Consider the following 22230-nt stretch of genomic DNA (forward strand, 5'->3'; position numbering starts at 1 on the left):
GCACACCCTGCACTGGTCGATCTGGCGACGAACATCCCAAGCCCGAGCCCGCCGAGCCCACTACCAACGCAGACAAGCCATGTGACGTTGGAGTACTAAGCAGCACATAATCCAACATCTATTGACAGACGTCGTTCGGCGCCCGATCCTCGTGAGAGCGGTGCCTGGTTCGCCCCCCGTCCAACGAGGGTCGGCGGTGCGATCTTCCTGCTGCGGGCCCCACCCCAGCGGGCACCTTGGCTCGCCCCCCTATCCGCGCCCTCGTCGTGCCGCGGCGGCAGTTGGTCAGGGGTAGCCGTGTGGTCGGTAGTGGCAGGTTCGGGCTTGGTGTTGGCGTCGTCGGCGCCATCGTGACCAGGCCCAGACCCGTTCTGGTGCGTGGGTTGATCGCACTTAAGCCGCGTAATGCAGCAGCGGCGGGCAAGGACTTCCCGTACGGCCTACCCACGACATGCTTCATCGAGGTCAGCAGCGACGGCAGCGTGTCGCAAGGCATAGACGTGCAGGCCTACGAGCGTGCGGTGGAAGGCACGTCGCGGTTGTTCGCGGTCTGGCCTGGCACCTACTCCAGCGACCTGTTCGCGATCGACGACCTCGACGCGTACGCCCGTGCAGTCGGGATAGTTCACGACCAAGAGCGCACTGGCCTCGCCGAGCATGAGCATCAGATCCGCTGGCAGCCCGCCGACCTGGACTCGAACGGCCATGGCACCTACATCTACGTGGTCGTGCATTTCGAGTGCGGCTGCGCCATCCGGGACCTGCGCGCGTTCGCCGATCAGATGCGCGCCCAGCGGGGCTGGGACGTGGCCACCTCCTCCGGGTGGAGCGGCAGCGGCGACCGCTTCACCGTGCGGGTACGCCGCCGAAGCCTCAGCGCGTAAACCCGCGCGCGCCGCAGCATTACTTCACCGCTTTGGGAGACCGTCATGACCTCCGGCACAGCAGATGCCGTGTTCGCACAAGCCCGCGCCGACGGCGAGGCTGCGGTGGCCCGTCTGGCCCGGTTCAACGAGCCCGGTCGGATGAGCCTGGCCGGCGCGTACGCGCTGGGATACGGCACGCTCGGGCTGGCGCAGTTCGAGGACAGCGGCCCTGACTGGTATGACCTACTCGACCCCTTGGACGCCCTCTTTCTCGGCACCGCGTTTCCGAAGATGTTCGCGAGCATGTACGAGTTCGCCAATGCCCGTGACCGCTGGCTGGAACTGCTGCAGGGCACCGTGCACGGCAAAGGCATCGTGGACTTCGTTCGGCTCAGCGTGCACACCAGTGACGAGTTCGACCGGCCGATCGGCGACGGCGAGCTTATGCTGGTCATCGCCGGTCGAGTTGAGGACGCCCGCCTCGACCAGCGAAAGCTCCCGCGCACGCTGCTGCCGGAAACGGCGCTGGCCGATTCCCGCATCGCCGCAGGACCTTCTACCAGGGCGGTGCTGCCAGGTGCCACGCCCGCCGCCGATGAGCTGGTCGGCCAATTCTGGCGGTCCACAGAGTCGGATTTTGCTGTCGCGGACGACTGCACAGCCGCCGACGCCCTACGCGAAGGGGTGTGGCTGCTGCGCAGGTCCGGGCTGAACGCCGCCGACGAGGCAGGCGTGCTGCTCCCGGCGTTGTACATGACGCTGGTCACCCGCGACGATGAGGTATTGCAGGAGATGCCAGAGCGTGCTGAGGCCTGGGCGCAGAGGGCTTGCCGACGATTCACCGTTGATCCCGGTGGTCGACACCATCCGCCACGCCACCGAGCAGGGCCTGACCTCGTCGCAGATCCTGGCTCGGCTCTACGGTCTACCGGCGTTCACCAACGCGGTACGGGCAGGCGATCGGGCCTGGCACAGCAGCCCCGGACTGGCGCTCCCCCCGATTGCGTTCCGACTGGGATTCGCCGAAGTCAACACCCGCGACCACACGGTCCTGCGGCTCAGTGAAGGTGCCGCCGCGTTGCTACAGGTGCAGCGGCAACGCTTCGAAGAGCGCTTCGGCCGACCACCCGCACCCGACGAACCTCTGCTCTTCGACCCCGACAGCGACAGCGACAGCGACAGCGACAGCGACAGCGACAGCGACAGCGACAGCGACGACCCGGTCGCGGTGAACCCCGTGGATCTCGAACGCGCCACCGTGGCCAAGCTGGAAGCTCTCAACATCTCTCCGGCCTTGATCTACGCCACCCAGCACACCGACGGTCTACTGCCCGCGCTCGACGGCAGCTTCCGCAGTGACCGTGACCGCCGCGAGTGGGACAACGCCGTCGCCCGCTACCTGAGCACCCATCCCGTCACGGTCGTCGACACCACCGAGCAACTGCGCAAGCTGCGAGTCGGCGCCGCCGTGACCTCGTTGCATATGGCGACTACCGACCCCAACTACGCGACGTCGCTTATCGAACGTCTGCCCAACGCCGCCACCAGCGGCTACAGCGATGCCTCCCCGGTTCGCGCGGTGCTGCAAGGCATGGCCGGCACCTTTTTCGAACGGCTGACCACCAATGACAGCGCCATGAGCAGAGCTCAAGAGTTCGCGCGCGCCTGGGCGGGTGCCGATCTCGCCGCGGCGGTCGAGCAGGCCGCCAGCGACGGTGTACACAACGATCCCGCCGTCCTGCTCGCCGCTTTCGCCGCCAACGAGGCCTTTACAGGCGACGGTGAGACCGATGAGGCCGACTTCAATCTGGAAGCAGACGACATCTGCGAACAGATAGTTGCAGCTCTCCTCGAATACGACCAGCCGGACATCCCCCTCGACATCATCACCTCGCTCACCCAACTGCAGGACGCCGACGAGGGCGGCCGGCTGATCGCCCTGCTGATAGGACGCGCCATGGGCTACCTCGTCAACATGCGTGACAACGGCGTCACCGCTGATCAGATCACCGCAGCCGTCAATTGGCTCGGCAACGAATATGGCGCCGCATGCGTTGGGCCCGCCGCCATCATCTCCGGCCTCGCCGGGCACCCGGAAGGCCAAGCCATGCTCGCCGACCGCTCCGGTGTACAGGAGCCGACCTTCAACGACCTATCCGATCTGTTAGGCATCCACCTGTTCCCCGCCATGACCTGGTTGTGCGCAGGCCTCGTCGCCACCACCGGGGACACCAACATTGCCTGGTTGCGTCAGTTCCGCGTAGCGGGGTAGCGCAGCCATCCCGGCGGTCGGCGATGCACTCCAAGGAGGCTAATTCACGCTGATCGGCCGGATCAGGGTGGCGCGTTCGTCATGGTGTGCGGCCTGATACAACCCTGAATCGAGCTGCTCGGCGCGCATGGCGACCAAACCGGTGCGGCTATACATCCGCAGTCGCAGGCGGTTTGACGAATCGTCTGCTGCCGCACCGGCCGGCTCGAGCGGAACCGTCGCGCCGAAAAATCCAGGGCGCGTTGCTTCCGCGGAAGCTACGCGGCTGCCCCGATCGAGCACACACTGGCCCGGCCGCCTACGACCTGGCATTCTCGGCGTTCATGGGGAACGCCGCTGGCCGTAGTAACGATGATGCGATGACACCGCAGCGCGAGGATGAGCTCCTGCGCGGCATGCTCGCCCATCAGGTGGGGATCGAGCCCGACCGTGCGGCAGCGGTTCTGGATCTCGCGGCGGTCGGTGTGGTCAACAACGCGTGGCGCAATAGCCCTGTTGAGGACTGGCATGCCGGGGATGGCCCCCTCAGCGACGGTGACATGCTCCGTATCAACGCGCATACGAGTTGGCGGATCCGGCAGATTGTCCGGCGCTGGCGTTATGAGGTGGGACTGCCGGCAGACGCCGACGCCGGACAGCTCGACGACGTCAGCGTGGACGATTGGGACTGGCTGGCCGTGCGGATATGGCGCTGGTTAGTCAATCCGCAGCGTCTGCTGCCGGGTGGTTTCCGGCTCGTCGAGATCGCCGGTGGCGACCTAGTACTCCAGCAGGAGATCCGTTCGGGCCTGTGATGGCGTGTGGTTTTGTCCGTGAACAGCGAGCAGCCACCGTCGAGTCTCACGGGTTGTGTGGACCTCAAGAGATGCGGCGGTGGCTGCCGCTTACAGAGTAGACGTTCAGCGATGGTCTGAGCTGTTCAGCGAGTTGATGGACGTGGTCGCGTCGCGGTTCTACCGGCCTGAACCTCGGCGACGGGTCCGGGACTTCGTGGCCGGGCTGCTTGCGCCGTTGCCGGCGAAGAACTGTTGGACGATCGCGGAACACGCCGGTGACGTCGGGCCGGGCGGCATGCAGGACCTGATCAGCCGGTCAAGCTGGGACGACGTTGCCGTCCGTGCCGACGTGCGGGACTTCGTCGCGGCGAACCTCGGGCACCCGGACGGAGTGCTGCTGGTCGACGAGACCGGGGACCTGAAGAAGGGCACCCACACCGTCGGGGTGCAACGGCAGTATTCCGGCACCGCCGGGAAGATCGAGAATTGCCAGCTCGCGGTGCACCTGTCCTATGCCTCACCACTCGGGCACACCTTGGTCGACGTGGCTCTCTACCTACCGAAATCCTGGACCGAGGACCCTGAGCGACGCGCCGAAGCGGGGGTGCCCGACACCGTCGCCTTCGCGACGAAACCGCAGCTGGCGCGCGGCCTCATCGAAACAGCCGTGGCCGGCGGGTTGCCCTGCCGGTGGGTCGCCGGCGACGAGGCATACGGCGGTGACCCGCAGTTGGCCGCAGCCCTTCGCGGGCATCAGCTTGGCTACGTCCTCGCGGTCGCCTGCTCGCACCGCGTGCCGACCGGCCTCGGTATTCAACGGGCCGACCAGATCGCCGCCGGCCTGCCGAAACGGGCGTGGCAGCGGATCTCCGCCGGCGCCGGGGCAAAGGGACACCGCTACTACGACTGGGCGTTCATCGCCCTGCCCCGAGCCGCCGACCAACATCAAGGCAATCACTGGCTGCTGATCCGCCGCAACCGCACCACCGGGGAGTGGGCGTTCTACCGCTGCTGGTCACCCGACCTTGTCCCGCTGCAGCATTTGGTCGCCGTCGCCGGCAAGCGGTGGAGCATCGAGGAATCCTTCCAAGCCACCAAAACCGGTCTCGGTCTGGACCAGCACCAACACCGCCGATGGAAAGCCTGGCACCGCTGGACCACCCTGGTCATCGCTGCCCACGCGTTCCTCGCCGCAGCAAGAGCGACCAGCACCACCAGCCCGGATGGCCTGATCGCCATCACCGTCAACGAACTACGCCGCCTGTTCCACGCCCTGGTCATCGAACCCGCGCGACGCATCGCCGACGTCATCGCCTGGTCCATCTACCGACGTCGGCACCAAGGACAAGCCAAGATCAGCCACTATGCACGGCAAGCCCTCACAGAACCCTGAAACGGATCTCCTGCTGGAGTACTAGCAGACTACGACAAGCACGTAGCGGGCACTTTGGGCGCTTGGGCGACCACGGCGGAGAAACGGGGTGGGCGGTATGCGGCCTGGCGGGCCGCAACCCACGGTGGGCTGGCGTGCCGCCATTGGTGGGGCACGCCGAGCTGGCCCGGCCTTGTCCGCGCCTTCGTCGCGGTTCTCGACGACCCGTCGGATCGGCACTGGGGGCCTGACGGCCAGTGGCGTCGCGGGCTGCGGCAGGAACCTGTGCAGGTGCAAGACCGCAGCGGGTTACGGCAATCCCTACTGCGCGCTCCATGGCTACTGGAACAGCCAGCGGCCCAGTGGGTCGTCGCTGCGGGGATCGGCCACCTGCTGCCGCCCATGGCACCGTTGCCCGCCAGCACCGGCGATCGCGACGGCGCTTTAAGACCCGTCTAGCGGTGGATTCCGACGCGGTATGCGGCCGCTCCCATCCTCCGCATCCTGGGCGGGGAACCGCTGCTCGCTCTCAGGTACAGCCAGCGGGTGTGGCTGACCGGTGAGGGCAGCCAGCGCGGTAGCGACGGCGTGCAGGTCGGCTTTGATGTAGGTGGTGGTAGCGGGTCCGCTGCTGTCGGTGTGCCCGGCGTAGGCGCGGGCGACGGCGTAGCCGAAGTGCCGCTCGACCCAGGTGAGGGTGGTGTGGCGCAGCCAATGGATGGAGATGCCCTGGACGGCGACCCACGGCAACTGCCGGCCGATGCGTTTCCACATCAGGTCGTAGCGCCGATAAGTGGCAGGTTGGCCGTTGCGGTAGCGCAGCAGCGCATCGGTCGGGAGGACGGCGCCGCGGGCTCGGGCGTGGTCGTTCAGTCGGCTGGCGAGCATCGGTGTGATGGGCTGCCAGCGTTGCGTGCCGCCCTTTTCGCGCAGGCGGATCAGCGCGTGGTCGGTGTCCAGGTCGATCAGGCGTAGCGCGAGAGCGCCGCAGCGTCGGCAGGCCGTTTCGGTGTGCAGGCGCAGCAGTAGTGCGTCGAGCACGATGTCGTGGCCGCCGCTGCGGGCGGCGGCGTTGATGTCGGCCAGTTCGCCGGGGGTGAGGGCGCGGCGGGTGTTGGGCAGCCGCCGAGGTTTGCGGACCTTGTGGGCGGGGCTGTCCATGATGGTCAGGTAGCCGTCGGCGATGGCGCGGTTGTAGAAGGCGCGGGCGGCGGCGATGAGATGTTCACCGGCGTGCCGGCCGTTTCGGGAGTTGCGGCGAGGGCGGGCGCCTGCGGCGGCCTGGCGCATGAGGGCTTCGATGTCGCTGGCCCGCACTGCGTCGATGCGCCGATCGCCGTAGGCGGCGGCCATTCGTCGCCAAGAGCTGCCGTAGGTGCGTCGGGTGGCCGGGCTCGCCGCCGCGACCACAACAGGAAGGTACTCGGCGACTGTCGGCACGGCGGGCCGGTTACTGTCGGTGAGGTCGGCGGCAGTAACGCCCAGGTGCTTGAGCAGCGCCCGTGCCGTGGCGACACGATCGGGATCCGTGGTCATGAGGGCTCTCCGAGGATGCGGGCGTGCAGGTCGGCCAGGACCGCCGCGATGGTGTTTGAGGGGTGCGCGACAATGCGGTTCTGGTGGGGCAGGGCAGCCAGAAGCACGGGTTCGCCGGGAGCGATGCCGCACAGGTGTCGGGCGGCGGCCGGTAGGGGCAGCTCTTCGCGGGTGCCCACGGTGTGCGCGCCTTCGGCGGCCGGGGTGATCAGGATTGCGCCGGTCACGACGTCGACGTGCAGGGTGAGGCCCGGTGTCCAGCCCAACGCCCGCAGCAGCGCACGAGCAGTGACGCGGCCGGCGGCGTCGGGGCGCGCCACGTCGAACAGCAGGCGGCCATCGCCACTGGGGGCGGCGGGCGTGGGCAACGTCGGCAGCGGTGCCGGCTCCGGTACCGCGACGGGCAGCGGGGTTGGCACGAGGGCCTCGACGAGCTGCTCGTCGGGCTGGCGGGGACGCGGGCGGCCGGGACTCACCTAGGACCCCGCCAGGGCGGACACAGCGGTGTCAGCGCAGGGAGAAGCCACTCCCGGCGGCTGGGTGCACAGATGCAACGTACCGGTTCTCGTCCCCACGCGAGGGGAGTTGATCTCGCGTGGATATCCACGAGAAGTGGTGTCCGAGGGGGGACTTGAACCCCCACGCCCTATACGGGCACTAGCACCTCAAGCTAGCGCGTCTGCCATTCCGCCACCCGGACCTACACGTTCAGCCTACCTCGCCGACCAGATGATCTTTCCATCCGGTGGTCGGCACGGCGGGCCGCACGGGGAGTTACTGTACACGCCGCTCGTGGATCATGCACATCGCCTTCCGGCGCCTCTCCCCCGGCGCTTCCGCCGCTGCTCAAGTCACCTGAAAACGGCCGCGGCGACACACCGTCGGTGCGGGTCCGGGTAGCGTCCGGCGGCCCTCTGACGGCAGCATTGCCACGTGTCCCATCCCTCCCCCTTCGCAGCCGCCCAGCACCGAGCCCTCGCCCTGCGCGCCGCGGGCGATCTCAGCGCCGCCCGGCAACTGCTCGCGGAGGCCGTCGAATCCGCTCCCCCGCCGTACGGTGGCGATCATCCCGAGGTGCTGCACACCGCGCATGTGCTGGCTCGACTGCACCGGGAGGGGGACGACCCGCTCGCCGCGCGCCGGGTGTTGGAGGAGGCGTTCGCGGCGGGCGAGCGGCGTTGGGAGCACTCCGACCCGCTGATGCTCGCGCTCGCCTTCGAGCTCGCGGAGGTAGCGGAGGAATTGGGCAACCGACACGAGGCCCGCCGCAACTACACCCGCGTCGCCACCGCCGGGCCCGCCGCGCTCGGGGAGAACCACCCGGCGGTACGCGCCGCCCGCGACTACCTCGGCCCACCCGCGTCGACGCCGGGCGAGCAGCACTCCGCGTCGACGCCCGGTCCGGCCCCGGTCACCCTGGTGAGCGAGCCGGGTGCCCGCTCGGCGCTCACCGGTCCGACCCTGTCGCTGGCGACCCTCGCCGCGATGCGGCCCTCCGCGGGCGGCCCGCCGGCCGCCGTCTCACCCTGGGCGCCGCCGCAACCGCCGGCCACGCCCCCACCAACCCCTCCGGCGGTACGCGCACCCACGTCGCCCGGCAACGCCACTGCGGCACCGGTCCCCGCGCCTCGGTCCGCGCCCGTTCAGCCGGCAGCTTCCACGATCGCGCCGGCGCAGCCCGGCCCGCCGACGGCCGCACCCAGACCTCCGATGCCGCCACACCCGCGCGGTGACGAGCAACCGTCAGCGACCGCGATGTCGCTCGGCTCATGCGCCGGTGGGCAGTTCCCCACGAAAGCGCTACCGCCGGTCCAACACGCCGACGAGCATCTGTCCCGGCCGCCGGTCGGCCCGATGCCCCGGCCGAATTCTGAAGGTCCGTCGACAACGCCGGCCGGGCAGCGGCCACCACACCGACCGCCGCCCGGGCCACCTGTGGCACCACGTCAGCGAGTGGGTGACCAGCCGACCCCGCCGGTGGTCGACGTGCCACCCCCGCCGCCGGCCCCACCCGCGCCGCCGGCAGCGCCGGCACCTCGCTGGGACAACCCCACCATCCGGGTACGGCAGATCGAGCCACTGCTCGCCGAAGAGGCCGCCCGAGCCGCCGCCCAGCCAACCGGCCCGAGCGAATCGCACCAAGTGTCCGGCGCCCAGGCGACCTCATCGGTTAGGCCCAGCCCGGCCGGTGAGCATCCGGGGCCGCCGTACCCGATGAGCGGACCACCGGCCCAGCCCATCAGCGCACCGCCGGTGACCCCGCACCCGATCTCGGCGCCACCCAGCCCGCTGTACCCGATCTCCGGACCACCAGCCCAGCCATACCCCGTCTCCGCACCACCCGGCTACGCCCACCCGGTGTCCGCACCACCAGGCTACGATCCACCCGTCTCCGCACCGCCCGGGCAGACCTATCCGGTGTCCGCACCGCCCGGGCAGGCCCATCAGGTGTCCGCACCGCCCGGCCATGCCTACCCGGTGTCCGCACCACCCGGCCATGCCTACCCGGTGTCCGCACCACCCGGGCACAGCTACCCGGTGTCCGCACCACCCGACTACGGGCTGCCTGTCTCCGGGCCGCCCTACGGACCACCCGTCTCTGCACCTCCGGTGAGCGCTCCACCCGTGCCGCCCTGGGGGTTGACCGCACCGCCCTGGAGCAGCACCGCTCCATCACAGCCCCTGCCAACTCCAGCTGCCGACCCCACCGCCCCGACCACAACCTCCGCCGAGACCACGGCCCCCGCGCAGCCCAACACCACTGGGCAGGACACGGCCGCTAGGCAGGACACGGCCGCTAGGCAGGACACGGCCGCTGGGCAGGGCACGGCCGCTGGGCAGGGCACGGCCGCTGGGCAGACCATGATGGAGGCGAGCGGCACCGGTGCGGACGGTGACTCCGGGCTGGGCATTCTCGACGCCCCGGTGACGCCGACCCGGCTGTCCGGTAGCGCGCTGACCGACCAGACCGTGGTGTTGCCGGCCGTGCCGTCGGATCGCGGCCCGGCCGGGGCCAGTCCGGGCTGGCCCGCCGCCACGCAGACCGCCGCACAGGCGAACCCCACCGCGGCACAGGCGAGCCTCACCACCGCGCAGGCGAACCCCGCCACCGCCCAGGCGAGCCTCACCGCCGGCCAGGCGAACCCGAGCACCGCCCAGACGAACCCGAACATCGCTCAGGCAAGCCCGATCGCCGCGCGCCCGAGCCCCGGTGCGCAGCCGGCCTGGTCACCGGGCACCGATCCGGCTCCGACTGCCGCACCGACACCGGTGCAGCAGTACCACCATCAACCGGCCCAGGCGCCGTACCCGATCCAGGACCAGCACCAGCACCAGGCGCCGTACCCGGGCCAGCAGTACCACCCGGTGCCGGACGCCTACCGGCCGGCGTACGCCGATGAAGGGGGGTCGACGGGCCGCAACCGGGCGGCGTTGATCGGCGCGGTCGTGGCGGCCGGGGTGGCCGTGGTGGCGGTGGTGGGCCTGGGTGCGGTGGTGCTGACCCGCGACGACCCGCCGCCGACCGGGACCGCGCCATCGGCGGCGTCGGCGCCGACGGCGGCCGGGCCTGCTCCGGGCGACCTGAAGCTGCGGGACGATTCGACCACGATCACGTTGACCTGGACGGACCCGACCGGCGGGGCGGTGCCGTTCATGGTCGCCGCAGGCCGGGCCGGGCAGGCCCTGGGCGTGATCGCCACCGTGGACCCGGGCCGGACCAGCTACACGGTCAACGGGTTGAACTCCCGTGTGGATCACTGTTTCACCGTGTTGGCGGTCTACTCCACTGACAGCTTTGCGACTTCGGGACAGGTGTGCACCGCGCGGGAGGGCAGAGCCACGTCGAGCGGGGAGCCGTCGGGCCGACCGTCGCCGCGCTGAGTCGCGCGGGAACCGCGCCGAGTCGACCTGAAACCGCGCCGGGTCGAGCGGAACCCGGGCTGAGCTGGACGTCCACAACGCACACGCTCGGTATCCACAGGGGTGACGGTGCGGGTTCCCCCGCCATCACCAGCGCCATATGATGGCACCCGGCTCAGGGGAGGGGTCGCCGCGAGGCGCGCCACCTGCCACGACTCAGGGAGGCAGCCGGCTGTGGCCAGCATCGACGACGCCGTACCGACCGAGGCTCCCCGCTCCCGGTCCCGGCTGCGCGGCGGGCTGGTGACCGTCGGCACGGTGGCCGCTCTGCTGGCCGCCATGGGGCTTACCGTCCTGGGGTTGGGTGCGGCGGACAACGCGGTGGCCAACTACGACGCGAGTTCCTGGCTGTGGAGCGCGGCACGCAGCGAGCTGGCCCGGGTCAACGGGGTCACCGCCCGGGTGGACACTCGGACCGAGATTCCCGGCGCCCGGCAGCACCCGATGCAGATCACCCAGACCGACCGGCTGCTGCTCCTGCGTGACCTGCAGACCGGGCAGGTCAGTTCCCTGGACCTGGCCACCCTCCAGCTCAGCGCGACCACCCGGACCACCCCCGGGCTGGGTGTGAGTGTGGCCCTGCACGAGGACGCGGCGTTCATCGTCGACGCCGTGCAGGGGATCGTCCGGCAGCTCGACCCGCGATCGTTGACCCCGGTCGGTGAGCCGGTGCGCTATCCACCGGGCATCACCGGCGGCACCTTCGACGGTAAGGGTCGACTCTGGATCGCGGTGCCCAGCCAGGGCACCGTCTCGGCGATCACCGCTGCCAAGCTGCCGTCCGCGCCGGCGTCGGCCGCGTCCGCGGGCGCCGGGCTCAGCCCGCAGCAGGTCGAGTCGTACGACGTCGCCGACGCCAGCCACGAGCTGGTGGTCTCCGCCCTAGACGACGGGGTGGCGGTGCTCGACCGGACGGCCGGGAAGCTGGTGCGGGTGCAGGGCGGTGAGGTGCACCCGACGGCGCTGACGCTGTCCGGCCCGGCGGCGCTGCCCACGCGCACCAGCGGTTCCCGGGTGCCGGTCACGGTGACCGCCGACCGGCGGGTGCTGCTGGTGGGTGACGGTGGGCAGGAGAGCGCGTTCACCGTGCCGGGTGAGGGGGATCGGCTCAGCCCGGCGGTGGCCTGGGCGAACCGGTTCTACTGCGCCGACGAGGCCACCGGCACCATCTACTCCTTCGACGCGGCCGGTCAGCTGGTCGAGACCATCCGCGGGCGGGCCAACGGGCCGCTGGAGCTGGAGGTCCGGGAGAACCACCTGTTCATCAACTCCCCCGATTCGGCGACCGCCCGGGTGGTGGACGACAAGCACCAGGTGCGCGAGGTCAACAAGTACGCCAACGACGTGCTCGGCGGCGATCCGCCGCCGGTCCCCCCGCCGCCGCCTCCGCCGAAGAAGCCCCGGGTGGGCAAGCCCAGCGCGCCGCGCAGCGTCACCGCCGCCGCCGGCAACGCCCAGGCGCGGGTGAGCTGGCGGCCGGCCGCCGCCAACGGCGCCGAGATCATCAAGTACGTGGTGCAGGGCGCCGACCAGCGGTTGGAGGTGGGCGCCAACCAGCGTGCGGTGGAGGTCAAGGGTCTGACCAACGGCGAGACGTACCGGTTCGCCGTGCACGCCGTCAACGCCAAGGGCGACGGCCCGCCGCGTACCAGCAACCCGGTGACGCCGACCGCCGCGGTGCCCGACCCGCCGGCGAGCGTCACCGCGCAGGAGCGGCCGGACGGCACGGTGCTGGTGAAGTGGCCGGCGGCGAACGGGCAGGGCAACACCATCGCGAGGTACGCGGTGACGGCCAGTTCGGCGGGCACGAACGCGCCGGCCGGCGAGTCGACCAAGACGGAGCTGGTGGTGCCCGCCGGTGAGCTGGAGTACGGCACCCAGTACGCGTTCACCGTGGTGGCGGTCAACAGCAAGGGCGCCGGGTCGGCGGCGTCACCGGTCAGCAACACGGTGGTGCCGTTCGCGGCGCCCGGTCGGCCGCTCGACCTGCGCGCCGGCACTGTCGCCAACCAGCCGGGTGCGGTGACGGTGCAGTGGGCGCCGGCTGAGGCCAACGGGCGGCCGGTGACGAAGTACCTGGTGGACGTGGGTGGGCGGGTCAGCGAGGTGACCGACACCCGCACGACAGTCACCGGGCTGGGCAACGGCCAGAGCGTCACGGTGAAGGTGAAAGCGGTCAACGAGGCGGGGCCGGGCCCGGAGGCCACCGCCACCGCCCGTACGGTGGCCGAGCCACGGGTCACGGTGACCGGCTCGTCGTCGACGGCCACCGGGGCGACGGTGACGTTCACAGTGGACGCGGGTGGGGGTCAGGCCACCTGCTCGCTGAGCACGGCGGGCGAGCCGGCGAAGGCCGGGGCGTGCTCCAGCATCACGATGGCGGGTCTGACGCCGGGTACGAACTACACGTTCACGGTGACGGCCACCAACGCCGCCGGTAAGGGCACCGCGACGCGGGCGCAGAAGACGGAACCGATGTACGGGATCGCGACCTGCCGCAACGGCGCGTCCGGGCCCGAGTCGACGTACTGTGACCAGGACCGGGAAGGCCGCAACGGCAACGAGATCTTCTCGGTCACCCGGCAGGACAACGACCAGCAGGTGGGTTGGGCGAGCCCGGGCACCCGGCTGCAGGCGTACTGCAAGAAGTCGGGCGAAGAGGTCTACGCCTACATCTACAACAGTGACAAGCGCAGCACCTGGTGGGTGCAGATCAACTACAAGGGGAAGAACTACATCCCGTGGGCCTGGCTCAACCTGGAGGGCGGCGACAACATCAACACCCTGCCCACCTGCTGAACCACCAGGCGAGGAGCACCGCCGACCGTGAACACCCACGAGCCGCTCACCCAGCCGGAGGTGCAGGGTTTCGCCGCCCTGGCCGCCCGGCTGGCCGAGAACGTCAACGCGGTGGTGCTCGGCAAGCCGCAAGTGGTGCGGCTGGCGCTGACCGCGCTCTTCGCCCAGGGTCATGTGCTGCTGGAGGACGTGCCGGGGGTCGGTAAGACGACCCTGGCGCGGGCCATCGCCGCCACGGTGAAGGGCGAGTGGCGGCGCATCCAGTTCACGCCCGATCTGCTCCCCTCGGACGTGTCCGGCGTGACGATCTTCAACCAGGCGACCCGGGATTTCGAGTTCCATCCGGGGCCGGTCTTCGCCAACATCGTCATCGCCGACGAGATCAACCGGGCGTCGCCGAAGACCCAGTCGGCGCTGCTGGAGGTGATGGAGGAGCGGACGGTCACTGTGGACGGGGTGCGCCACCCGGTGCCGTCGCCGTTCCTGGTGGTGGCCACCCAGAACCCTGTGGAGATGGACGGCACCTACCGGCTGCCCGAGGCGCAGTTGGACCGGTTCCTGGTGAAGCTGTCCGTCGGGTACCCGGACGAGGCGGTCGAGGTCGAGGTGCTGCGCGGCGCGACCGTGCGGTCCCCCGAGGCGCTCGCCCCGGTCACCGACACCGCCACCGTCGGCGAGATGGTCCGGATGGCCCGCCGGGTGCACATCGCCGAGCCGCTCTACGCGTACGCGGTGCGGTTGGCGGCGGCCACCCGCACCCACCCGCAGGTACGCGTCGGGGTCAGCCCCCGGGGCGTGATCGCGTTGACCCGCGCGGCGTGCGCGTACGCGCTGATCGACGGGCGGGGCTGGATCATGCCGGAGGATCTGAAGGCGCTCGCCGAGGCGGTGTTCGCGCACCGGCTGCTGCTCACCCCGGACGCCCAGGTACGCGGGATGACCCCTGCCGAGGTGCTGCGCCAGGCCGTCGCCTCGGTGCCGGTGCCGTTGCCGTCGGGGCAACCCGCTCCGGTGCAGGGCTGACCGGCAGCAACGCGATGGGGATCACCGCCCGTGGGGTCGGGCTGCTCGTCGCCGCCGTGCTGCTGCTGGGTGCGGGTTTCCGGTTCGCGTACCCCGAATTGACGTTGCTCGGCGCGGCGGCCGGCGCGGCCGTCGGCTACGCCGCGCTGGTCGCGGCGTGGCGGCCCCGGTTGACGGTGACCCGCCGCGCGGACCCGGACCGGGTGGCCCGCGGGGAGCCGGCGAGCATGACGGTGACAGTGCGCAACACCGGGCGGCTGCGGTCGGCGAACCTGCTGGCCGAGGACCGGTGCGGGGAGCGGACGGTGCCGGTGCCGGTGTTGCGCCTGCGGCCCGGCCGGGACACCGAGGTCCGCTACGACGTGCCGACCGACCGTCGTGGGGTGGTGCCGGTCGGTCCGCTGCGGGTGACCCGGCGCGACCCGCTGGGGTTGGTGGCGCTGGCCCGCCCGTACGGCGCGGCGGTGCCGGTCTGGGTGCATCCTCGGATCCATCCGCTGACGGCGGTGCCACGCGGCGCGGGGCGCAGCCTCGACGGCCGGGTGGACGGCGTTCCGCACGGGTCGATCACGTTCGACTCGCTGCGGGAGTACGTGGTCGGCGACGAGTTGCGCCGGGTGCACTGGCGCACCAGCGCCCGGGTGGGTGAGCTGATGGTGCGGGAGAACGTGGACACCAGCCTGCCGCGCCTGGTCGTCCTGCTGGACAATCGCGTCGCCGCGCACCCGCAGCGGGTCGGCGGGGTGGCGGAGTCGTTCGAGTCGGCCTGTGAGGCGGCGGCGTCGATCGTCACCGCCGCGCACCGCGCCGACCTGCCGGTGCTGTTGCTGTTCGTCGCGGCGGACCCGGCGGACGCGGAACCGCCCGGCGGGGAGACCGCGCTCGGGCCGCTGGATCGGCTCGCCGCCGCCGACCTGTCCGCCGACGCTGACGCGGTGCGCGCGGCCACCACCCGGCTGCGGCAGGACCGCCTCGGCGACACGCTGATCTTCCTGACCGGGCCGGGTGGCCGGGACGAGCTGGGGCATGTGGGGGCGCTGCGCGGGGCGTACCCGTCGGTGGTGGTCGGGGTGTTCGGCGCGGCCGACCCGACGCCGCCGGGCGCCGCCGGCCTGGTGGTCGTCGACGCGGCGGACGGCGCGCAGTTCGCCGCCGAGTGGGACGGGGTGCGCCGGTGGTGACGGGCGCCGTGCGGGTGCTGCGGGCGGCGGTCCTGCCGCTGGCGCTGATCGGGCTGACGGCGCTCGCCGGGGTGGTGCTCGGCCGGGTGTACGCGGGCAGTCTGCTGACCTGGCTGGTGATCGGCGCGGCGGCGGGTTCGGTGCTGGTCAGCGTGGCCGCCCGACGGTTGCCGTCCTGGCTGGTGGCGCCGGTGTCGGTGGCCGCGATGGCCGGCTGGACACTGTGGTCGCTGCGACTGGCCGCCACCCGCGCCGAGCTGCCGGGCGGCCTGCTGGAGGTCGCCACGGACGCCGCCCGCAACGGCATCCCCCGGTTGCTCACCGCGATGATCCCGGTGGAGCCCACCCCGGACACGGTGCTGGTGCCGGTCGTCGCCGCCTGGCTGGCCGGGCTGGCCGGCGCGGAGGTGGCGCTGCGCACGGGCAGGGTGCTGCTGGGTTACCTGCCGGCGGCGGGGCTCTACGTCGGCGCTCTCTACGTGGTCGGCCCGAACGCCGAACCGGCGGTCGGGTCGACGCTGGCGTTCGTCGCGGTCGCGGCGGTCGGCCTGGCGACCCCCACCCGAGCCGCGGCGAGCGGCGGCGATCCGACCGCCGATCTGACCCCTCGGGTACGCGCGGCGGTGCGGCTGCGGCTGGCCATGAGCGCCGCGCTCGGGGTGGCAGCGGTGGTCGGGCTGGTCGCGCTGCTCGGCCCGGTCGTCGCCGAGCAGGTCGACGGCCGGCCGGTGGACCCGCGCCGGTACGTGGAGCCGCCGCAGGTGCAGACGCTGGACGAGAACCCGTTGGTCCGGATCTCCGGCTGGGCGCTGCACCCGGAGCAGAAGCTCCTCGACGTGAGCACGGAACGCACCGCTGGTGCCGCGCCGGAGGCTGACCCGGCGGCGGACACCGCGCGCAGTGTGCGGATCCGGTTGGCGGTGCTCAGCGACTACGACGGGGTGACCTGGCGGGTCGGCGCGACGTACCGCAACGCTGGGCGGATCCTGCCGGCCGCGACCCCGGCCCGGGACAGCACGGTGCAGACGGTCCGACAGCAGATCAGCGTGGCGGAGTTGAGCGGCGGTCTGCTACCCGCGGTGGCGACGCCCCGGGAGGTCAGCGGGGCGCGGGTGGCGTACGACCCGGCGAGCGGGACGCTGATCCGGCCCGAGGGGCTGACGCCGGGGCTGCGCTACACGGTGACCTCCGCCGAGGAACGCCCGGAGTCGAACCTGCTGCCCACCGCCAACGTGCCCGCCGGGGAGGAGGTGGCCCGGGTGCTGCGGGTCGCGGACGGGGTGCCCGACCCGATGCGCCGACTGGCCGCGCAGCTCGCCGAGGAGAACGGCGCGCCGTTCGCGCGGGCGTCGGCGATCGAGCAGTTCCTGGCCGAGCACTACCGGGTGGTGGCGGACGCGCCGAGCGGGCACGCGTACCCGAATCTGGGTTTCTTCCTGTTCGGGCCCCGCAACGGCGGCGGGCAGGAGGGCACCTCGGAGCAGTTCGCGGCGGCGTTCGCGGTCCTCGGCCGGCTCTCCGGGCTGCCCACCCGGGTGGTGGTGGGCTTCCGGACCAGCGGGCAGGGGCCGGTGCTGGCCGGCGACGCGTACGCCTGGCCGGAGGTGCTCTTCGACGGGCTGGGGTGGGTGCCGTTCGACCCGATGCCCCGCCCGGACAACGAGCCGAGACCGGTGGAGGAGGATTTCCGCCCGACGCCGGAGGACCCGCCGCCGTCGGAGGCGCCGGCACCGACCACGGAGCCGAGCGCCTCGCCGGAGCCGGTGGCCGCCGCCGACGCCCCGCCCGGCCCGGCCGGGCTCTCCACTCCGGTGCTGGTCGCCGGTGGCAGCGGCGGTCTGCTGCTGGTGGTGGGGGCACTCCTGCTCACCCTGCTGACGATGCGCCGCTCGCTGACCCGCAGTCGGCTCGTGCGGGGCGACCCCGGCCAGCGCATCGCCGGCGCCTGGCGGGAGGTCACCGACGCGCTCCGGCTGGCCGGCAGACCGGTCGGGGACGACCTGGCCGCCACCGAGGTCGCCGGGCACGCCCGGCAGACCCTCGCCGACGCCCGCCTCGGCCGAAGCCGAGGTGACGTGGTCGGTGGGCCAGCCGATCCGGACACCGCCGCGCCGCTCGGCGACCGCCGCGGCCGGCAGGGAGGCCAGGTCCAACGAACAGCAGCGGCAGACGCGTCCGGTGCGGCCGTCGACGAGCTGGCGGCCCTGCTCAATCAGGTGGGCTTCGCCCCCGGCGCCGCAACACCCGACCAGGCGGCTCGCGCTGCCGAGGTGGCCACCGCCTACGTGACCACCCTGCGCTCGGCCCGCCCCTGGTGGCGCCGCCTGCTCTGGTCCGTGCACCCCGGACCCCTGCGCCGCCCCCGCCGCTCCCCGCGGTGATCAAGAGCTTTGCGTCAACTGCGAACCCACTCCTGACGCAAACTTCTTGATCACCGGCAGCAGGCCCCCGGGGGGAGGGGGAAACACGGTGGCGGTGTGGACCCGCGACGATGACCATCAGGGGGTGGATCAGCATTCGAGCGACATCGTCGACTACTACACGCAGCGCTACCGCGAGGACCAGCGGCTCACCCGCAGGCCGCAGGCGCGACTGGAGTGGATCCGCACGATGCAGCTCCTGCGGGATCTCCTGCCCGGTCCGGGTGCCCGGGTGCTGGACATCGGTGGCGGCACCGGCGAGTACGCGCGCGCCCTCGTCGTCGCCGGCTACGAGGTACGCCTCGTCGACCTGGTGCCGAACCACGTCGCGCAGGCCGCCAGTGGGCACCCTCCGGTCGAGGCACAGGTGGCCGACGCGCGGGCGCTTCCCGACGCCGACGACGGGTACGACGCCGCGCTGCTCCTGGGCCCGCTCTACCACCTGGTACGCCGCGCCGACCGGCTACAGGCCCTACGCGAGGCGGTCCGGGTCACCCGCCCCGGCGGTCTCGTCGTGGCCGCCGTCATCTCCCGGTTCGCCGGCCCGCTGGACTTCGCCGCCACCGGACGACTCGACGAGAGACTGCTCGACGAGGCCAGGGCGCTGCTCACCGACGGCGTCAACGATCCAAAAATCGGGTTCACCCACGCCTACTTCCACCGGGTCGAGGAGATCACCGACGAGTTCTCGGCCGCGGGGCTGACCGACGTCGTCGTACACGGGGTGGAGGGTCCAGCCTGGACGGCAGCGGAGGCAGCGGCGAACGGGCCGGCGCAGGACGTGGTCTTCGCCGCGGCGTTGGACCTCGCCCGGCTCTACAGCAGCGAACCGGCGCTGATCAGTTCGAGCGCGCATCTCCTGGCCACCGGACGCGTTCCGGTGCGCTGACGCGTCAGGCGGTCAGCCGGCGGACGAGTTTGCGCATGCCGGCCTGCCAACCGTCCGGGTCCTCGGCGCGGCGGCGCGCGTAGTCGGCGACCTCGGGGTGCGGCAGGATCAGGAACCGTTCCTCGGCCAGCCCGGCGATGGCCGCGTCGGCGACCTGGTCCGGGGTGAGCACCGCGCCGGACGCGGCGACCACCCGGGCGCCGAGGTGACCGTCGGCGAGCCCGTCGGCGAGCATCGGGGTGTCCACCCCCTGCGGGCAGAGCGCGCTGACCCGGATGCCCCGGTCCCGGTAGGTGATGGCCAGCCACTCCGCGAACCCCACCGAGGCGTGCTTCGTCGCGGTGTACGCGGCGTCGCCCACCGCGGTCAGCACACCCGCCGCCGAGCAGGTGTGCAGCAGGTGCCCGCCGCCCCAGGCGAGCATGCCGGGCAGCACCGCGCGGGCCGAGTAGACGTGGGCCAGCACGTTGACCCGCCAGGCGCGGTCCCAGCCGGCGTCGTCGACCTCCACTCCCCCGCCGGTGGTCACCCCCGCGTTGGCGCAGAACAGGTCGATCCGGCCGTACTGCTGCTCGGTGTCGGCGACCAGCGCGCGGACCTGCTCCTCGTCGGTGACGTCGAGGGCGCGGCCGTGCCCGACCGGGCCGATGCCCTCGGCCACCGCGCGGGCCGAGTCGGCGTCCAGGTCGGCGACCACCACGGCCGCGGCCCCCTCGGCGGCGAACCGGCGCGACAGCGCCGCGCCGATCCCGCCGGCCCCGCCGGTGACCACCACGATCCGGTCGGTGAGGTTCACGCGGACGCCTCCACGACGGTCGTGCCCAACCGGGCGATGAGGCCGAGCAGCGCGGTCGCGCCGCCGGCGGTGACCTCGGGGGTGGGTAGCAGCGCGATGATCGGCACGTCCACCCCGTTGTCGGCGTAGCGGCGCACCTCGGCGCGGCACCGCTCCGGTGAGCCGTGCAGCACCAGCGCGTCGACCACCTCGTCGGGCACCGCCGCGTTGGCACCGCGCCGGTCACCGGCAGCCCAGGCCGCCCACATCGGCGCGAGCGCCTCGTCGCGGCCGAGCCAACGGTGGAATTCGGCGTACGCCCCGACGGTGAGGTAGCTGGTGATGAGCCGGCGGCCCAGCGCCCTGGCGTACGCGGTGTCCTCGGTGGGGCAGACGAAGATCCGGGCGGCGACCTCGAAGCCGGCGCGGCGCTCACCCAGCTCGGCGAGGGCGCGGGGCACGTCGTCGGCGCTGAGCCAGTTGAGGATGACCCCGTCGGCCTCGGCGCCGGCCAGCCGGAGCATCCCCGGGCGCAGCGCGGCGAGCAGGATCGTCGGCGGCACCGCCGGGGGCCTTTCCAGGGTGAACCGGCGGACGGCGAAGGTGTCGTAGACCTCGTCGACGGTCTCGCCGCTCAGCGCGGCGCGCAGGAAACGCAGCACGTCGCGGGTGCGGCGGAACGGCTCGTCGAACGGCACCGCGTTCCAGTCCCGAACGAGCACGGGTGAGGACGCGCCGATGCCGAGCGAGAACCGGCCCGGCGCGGCCTCGGCCAGCGCCGCCGCGCTCATCGCCAGCAGCCCGGGGCCCCGGGTGAAGACCGGCGTGATCGCGGTGCCGAGTCGCAGCCCGGGTTGCCAGGCCGCGGCGAGCGCCAGCGGGGTGAACGCGTCCGTCCCGGCGACCTCGGACGACCACACGTCGGTGAACCCGGCCCGGTCGAGGGCCGCGTAGGCCGCGTCGTGCTGCGCCAGCGCGATCCCGCCCAACGGCACGGTCATGCCCCATCGATTCGTCACTGATCGATCGTGCCCGTTGACGCGGGCCCGAGCAAGATCCCCGGGTTGGGCAGAATCGCCGGTTTCCGGCCGTACCGGCCGGTGGGAAGTGCTACCACTTCGAGGTGGACCGGACCGACGGCGCAGGCCGCTGACCATGGGTTCCAGGGCGGCGGGACACCTGGAGCCGGTGCCAGCCGCGGCCACGCCCGGCCGGGCGACGTTTCTGGAACTCTTCTTCGACCTGGTGTTCGTCTTCGCGCTCACCCGGATCTCAGCGCGAGCGTTCGAGGATCTGACTCTGGACCCGGGCCCGGAGCACACCTGGGCAACGGTCACCGGCGGCGGCAAGACACTGCTGTTGCTGCTGGCGCTCTGGGCGGTCTGGCAGGGCACCGCGTGGACGACCAGCCGGTACGACCCGTACCGGGCGCCGTTGCAGACCGTGGTGATCACCGCTCTGGTGTGCAGCATGTTGATGGGGGTGGCGATCCCTCGGGCGTTCAGCGAGACCGCGCTGATGTTCGCGGTGGCGTACGTGATCGCGCAGGTGACCCGGCCGGTGATCCTGTCGATCGCGCTGGGCGCGCACCCGTACCGCCGGTTGAAGGTGCGGATGGCGGTGATCTTCAGTGTCAGCGGGGTGCTGTGGATCAGCGGCGCGATGCTGAGCATCAACGCGCAGGTGGTGCTCTGGTCGGCGGCGCTGGCCATCGAATACCTGGCCGCCCGCTTCGGCTGGCCGGTGCCCGGCCTGGGCCGTTCGACGGTCTCCAAGTGGGAGATCGCCGGGGATCACCTGGCCGAGCGGTATCAACAGTTCTTCCTCGTCGCGCTGGGCGAGACGATCCTGGTGGCCGGTTTCGCGTACAGCAAGGGGCCGTACGAAGAGGGACACGCCTGGGCGTTCGCGCTGGCGCTGGCCACCTCGATCGTGCTGTGGCGGATCTACGTGCAGCGGGCCGGGCAGATCCTGGGCGAGGCGGTGACGAAGGCCCGGCACCCCGCCAACATCGGCCGTTCCGCGGCCGACACCCACCTGGTGATGGTGATCGGTCTCGCTTCCACCGCGATCGGATATGAGCTGATCATCGAAGATCCGCTGGAGCGGATCCCGGCAGCGTGGCTGGCCATGGTGCTCGGTGGCCCGGTCCTGTTCCTGGCCGGCCGGGCCCGCTTGGAGTACGAGGTGTTCGCGCGGGTCTCCCCGTCCCGGTGGATCGCCCTCACGGTGCTGTTGTTGTCGTCGGTGCCGCTGCTGCACCTGCCCGGTGTGATCGCGACAGCGGTCGGGGCACTGGTGCTGGCCGCGGTCGCGGTGGCCGACGCCCGTCGGGCCCGCGGTGCACCACCGGAGGCCGCCGCGCCACCCTTCTGAGCGTCGCGCGTAAATGCCGCGGCA

The 22230-nt window shown here is 71.9% G+C and carries 14 protein-coding genes, 1 tRNA gene and 2 pseudogenes; 12 read left to right on the forward strand and 5 right to left on the reverse strand.

The annotated features are described in order from the left end of the window. Positions 1-374: 374 nt before the first annotated feature. The 4 genes from ABZU52_RS14670 to ABZU52_RS14685 all read left to right on the forward strand — a co-directional run bounded on the left by ABZU52_RS14670 (position 375) and on the right by ABZU52_RS14685 (position 5307). Positions 375-884 (forward strand): hypothetical protein, encoded by a 510-nt coding sequence (locus tag ABZU52_RS14670; RefSeq protein WP_354971549.1) that lies wholly within the window; start codon positions 375-377, stop codon positions 882-884. An 835-nt stretch (positions 885-1719) separates the two neighbouring features. Next, positions 1720-3138, forward strand: coding sequence for a hypothetical protein (locus ABZU52_RS14675; RefSeq protein ID WP_354971550.1), 1419 nt, complete (start codon positions 1720-1722; stop codon positions 3136-3138). Between the two features lie 359 nt (positions 3139-3497). Continuing rightward, on the forward strand, positions 3498-3932 hold the full coding sequence (locus ABZU52_RS14680; protein ID WP_354971551.1) for a hypothetical protein: 435 nt from the start codon (positions 3498-3500) through the stop codon (positions 3930-3932). A 136-nt stretch (positions 3933-4068) separates the two neighbouring features. Beyond that, entirely contained in the window at positions 4069-5307 is a 1239-nt protein-coding gene (locus ABZU52_RS14685) for an IS701 family transposase (protein ID WP_354971589.1), read from the forward strand. A gap of 423 nt (positions 5308-5730) precedes the next feature. Here the strand turns inward: ABZU52_RS14685 and ABZU52_RS14690 are convergent, their stop codons facing one another. The 3 genes from ABZU52_RS14690 to ABZU52_RS14700 form a co-directional block, all read right to left on the reverse strand. Further along, complete coding sequence (locus tag ABZU52_RS14690; RefSeq protein ID WP_354971552.1) at positions 5731-6822, reverse strand: site-specific integrase; 1092 nt, start codon at positions 6820-6822, stop codon at positions 5731-5733. Then, positions 6819-7298, reverse strand: coding sequence for a hypothetical protein (locus ABZU52_RS14695; protein ID WP_354971553.1), 480 nt, complete (start codon positions 7296-7298; stop codon positions 6819-6821). The genes ABZU52_RS14690 and ABZU52_RS14695 overlap by 4 nt, the downstream gene beginning before the upstream one ends. A gap of 137 nt (positions 7299-7435) precedes the next feature. Next, a tRNA-Leu gene (locus ABZU52_RS14700) sits at positions 7436-7522 on the reverse strand. A 233-nt stretch (positions 7523-7755) separates the two neighbouring features. Between ABZU52_RS14700 and ABZU52_RS14705 the strand changes: the two are divergent. The 7 genes and pseudogenes from ABZU52_RS14705 to ABZU52_RS14735 form a co-directional block, all read left to right on the forward strand. Next, positions 7756-8172, forward strand: a pseudogene (locus ABZU52_RS14705) (tetratricopeptide repeat protein); the annotation flags it as partial. A gap of 2067 nt (positions 8173-10239) precedes the next feature. Next, a pseudogene (locus tag ABZU52_RS14710) lies at positions 10240-10704 on the forward strand (fibronectin type III domain-containing protein); the annotation flags it as partial. A 213-nt stretch (positions 10705-10917) separates the two neighbouring features. Beyond that, positions 10918-13542, forward strand: a complete 2625-nt coding sequence (locus ABZU52_RS14715; RefSeq protein WP_354971554.1) for a fibronectin type III domain-containing protein — start codon at positions 10918-10920, stop codon at positions 13540-13542. A gap of 27 nt (positions 13543-13569) precedes the next feature. Then, the gene (locus tag ABZU52_RS14720; protein ID WP_124777372.1) at positions 13570-14565 is read left to right on the forward strand and encodes a MoxR family ATPase; all 996 of its coding nucleotides are present in this window, start codon (positions 13570-13572) and stop codon (positions 14563-14565) included. A 14-nt stretch (positions 14566-14579) separates the two neighbouring features. After that, the gene (locus ABZU52_RS14725) at positions 14580-15746 is read left to right on the forward strand and encodes a DUF58 domain-containing protein (protein WP_354971555.1); all 1167 of its coding nucleotides are present in this window, start codon (positions 14580-14582) and stop codon (positions 15744-15746) included. Then, entirely contained in the window at positions 15740-18127 is a 2388-nt protein-coding gene (locus ABZU52_RS14730; protein ID WP_354971556.1) for a transglutaminaseTgpA domain-containing protein, read from the forward strand. The genes ABZU52_RS14725 and ABZU52_RS14730 overlap by 7 nt, the downstream gene beginning before the upstream one ends. A 124-nt stretch (positions 18128-18251) precedes the next feature. Further along, entirely contained in the window at positions 18252-19055 is an 804-nt protein-coding gene (locus ABZU52_RS14735; RefSeq protein ID WP_354971557.1) for a class I SAM-dependent methyltransferase, read from the forward strand. Positions 19056-19059: 4 nt separating this feature from the next. Here ABZU52_RS14735 and ABZU52_RS14740 read toward each other — a convergent pair whose 3' ends face one another. Both ABZU52_RS14740 and ABZU52_RS14745 read right to left on the reverse strand, forming a co-directional pair. Then, positions 19060-19851: an SDR family oxidoreductase gene (locus ABZU52_RS14740; RefSeq protein WP_354971558.1), complete on the reverse strand. Its 792-nt coding sequence runs from the start codon at positions 19849-19851 to the stop codon at positions 19060-19062. After that, positions 19848-20831: an LLM class F420-dependent oxidoreductase gene (locus tag ABZU52_RS14745; protein ID WP_354971590.1), complete on the reverse strand. Its 984-nt coding sequence runs from the start codon at positions 20829-20831 to the stop codon at positions 19848-19850. The genes ABZU52_RS14740 and ABZU52_RS14745 overlap by 4 nt, the downstream gene beginning before the upstream one ends. Before the next feature lie 154 nt (positions 20832-20985). On the opposite strand from ABZU52_RS14745, the gene ABZU52_RS14750 reads away from it, so the two are divergent. Beyond that, positions 20986-22206, forward strand: coding sequence for a low temperature requirement protein A (locus ABZU52_RS14750; RefSeq protein ID WP_354971559.1), 1221 nt, complete (start codon positions 20986-20988; stop codon positions 22204-22206). Positions 22207-22230: the final 24 nt, after the last annotated feature.

This window comes from Micromonospora sp. NPDC005220, assembly GCF_040607895.1.
Classification (GTDB): Bacteria; Actinomycetota; Actinomycetes; order Mycobacteriales; family Micromonosporaceae; genus Micromonospora.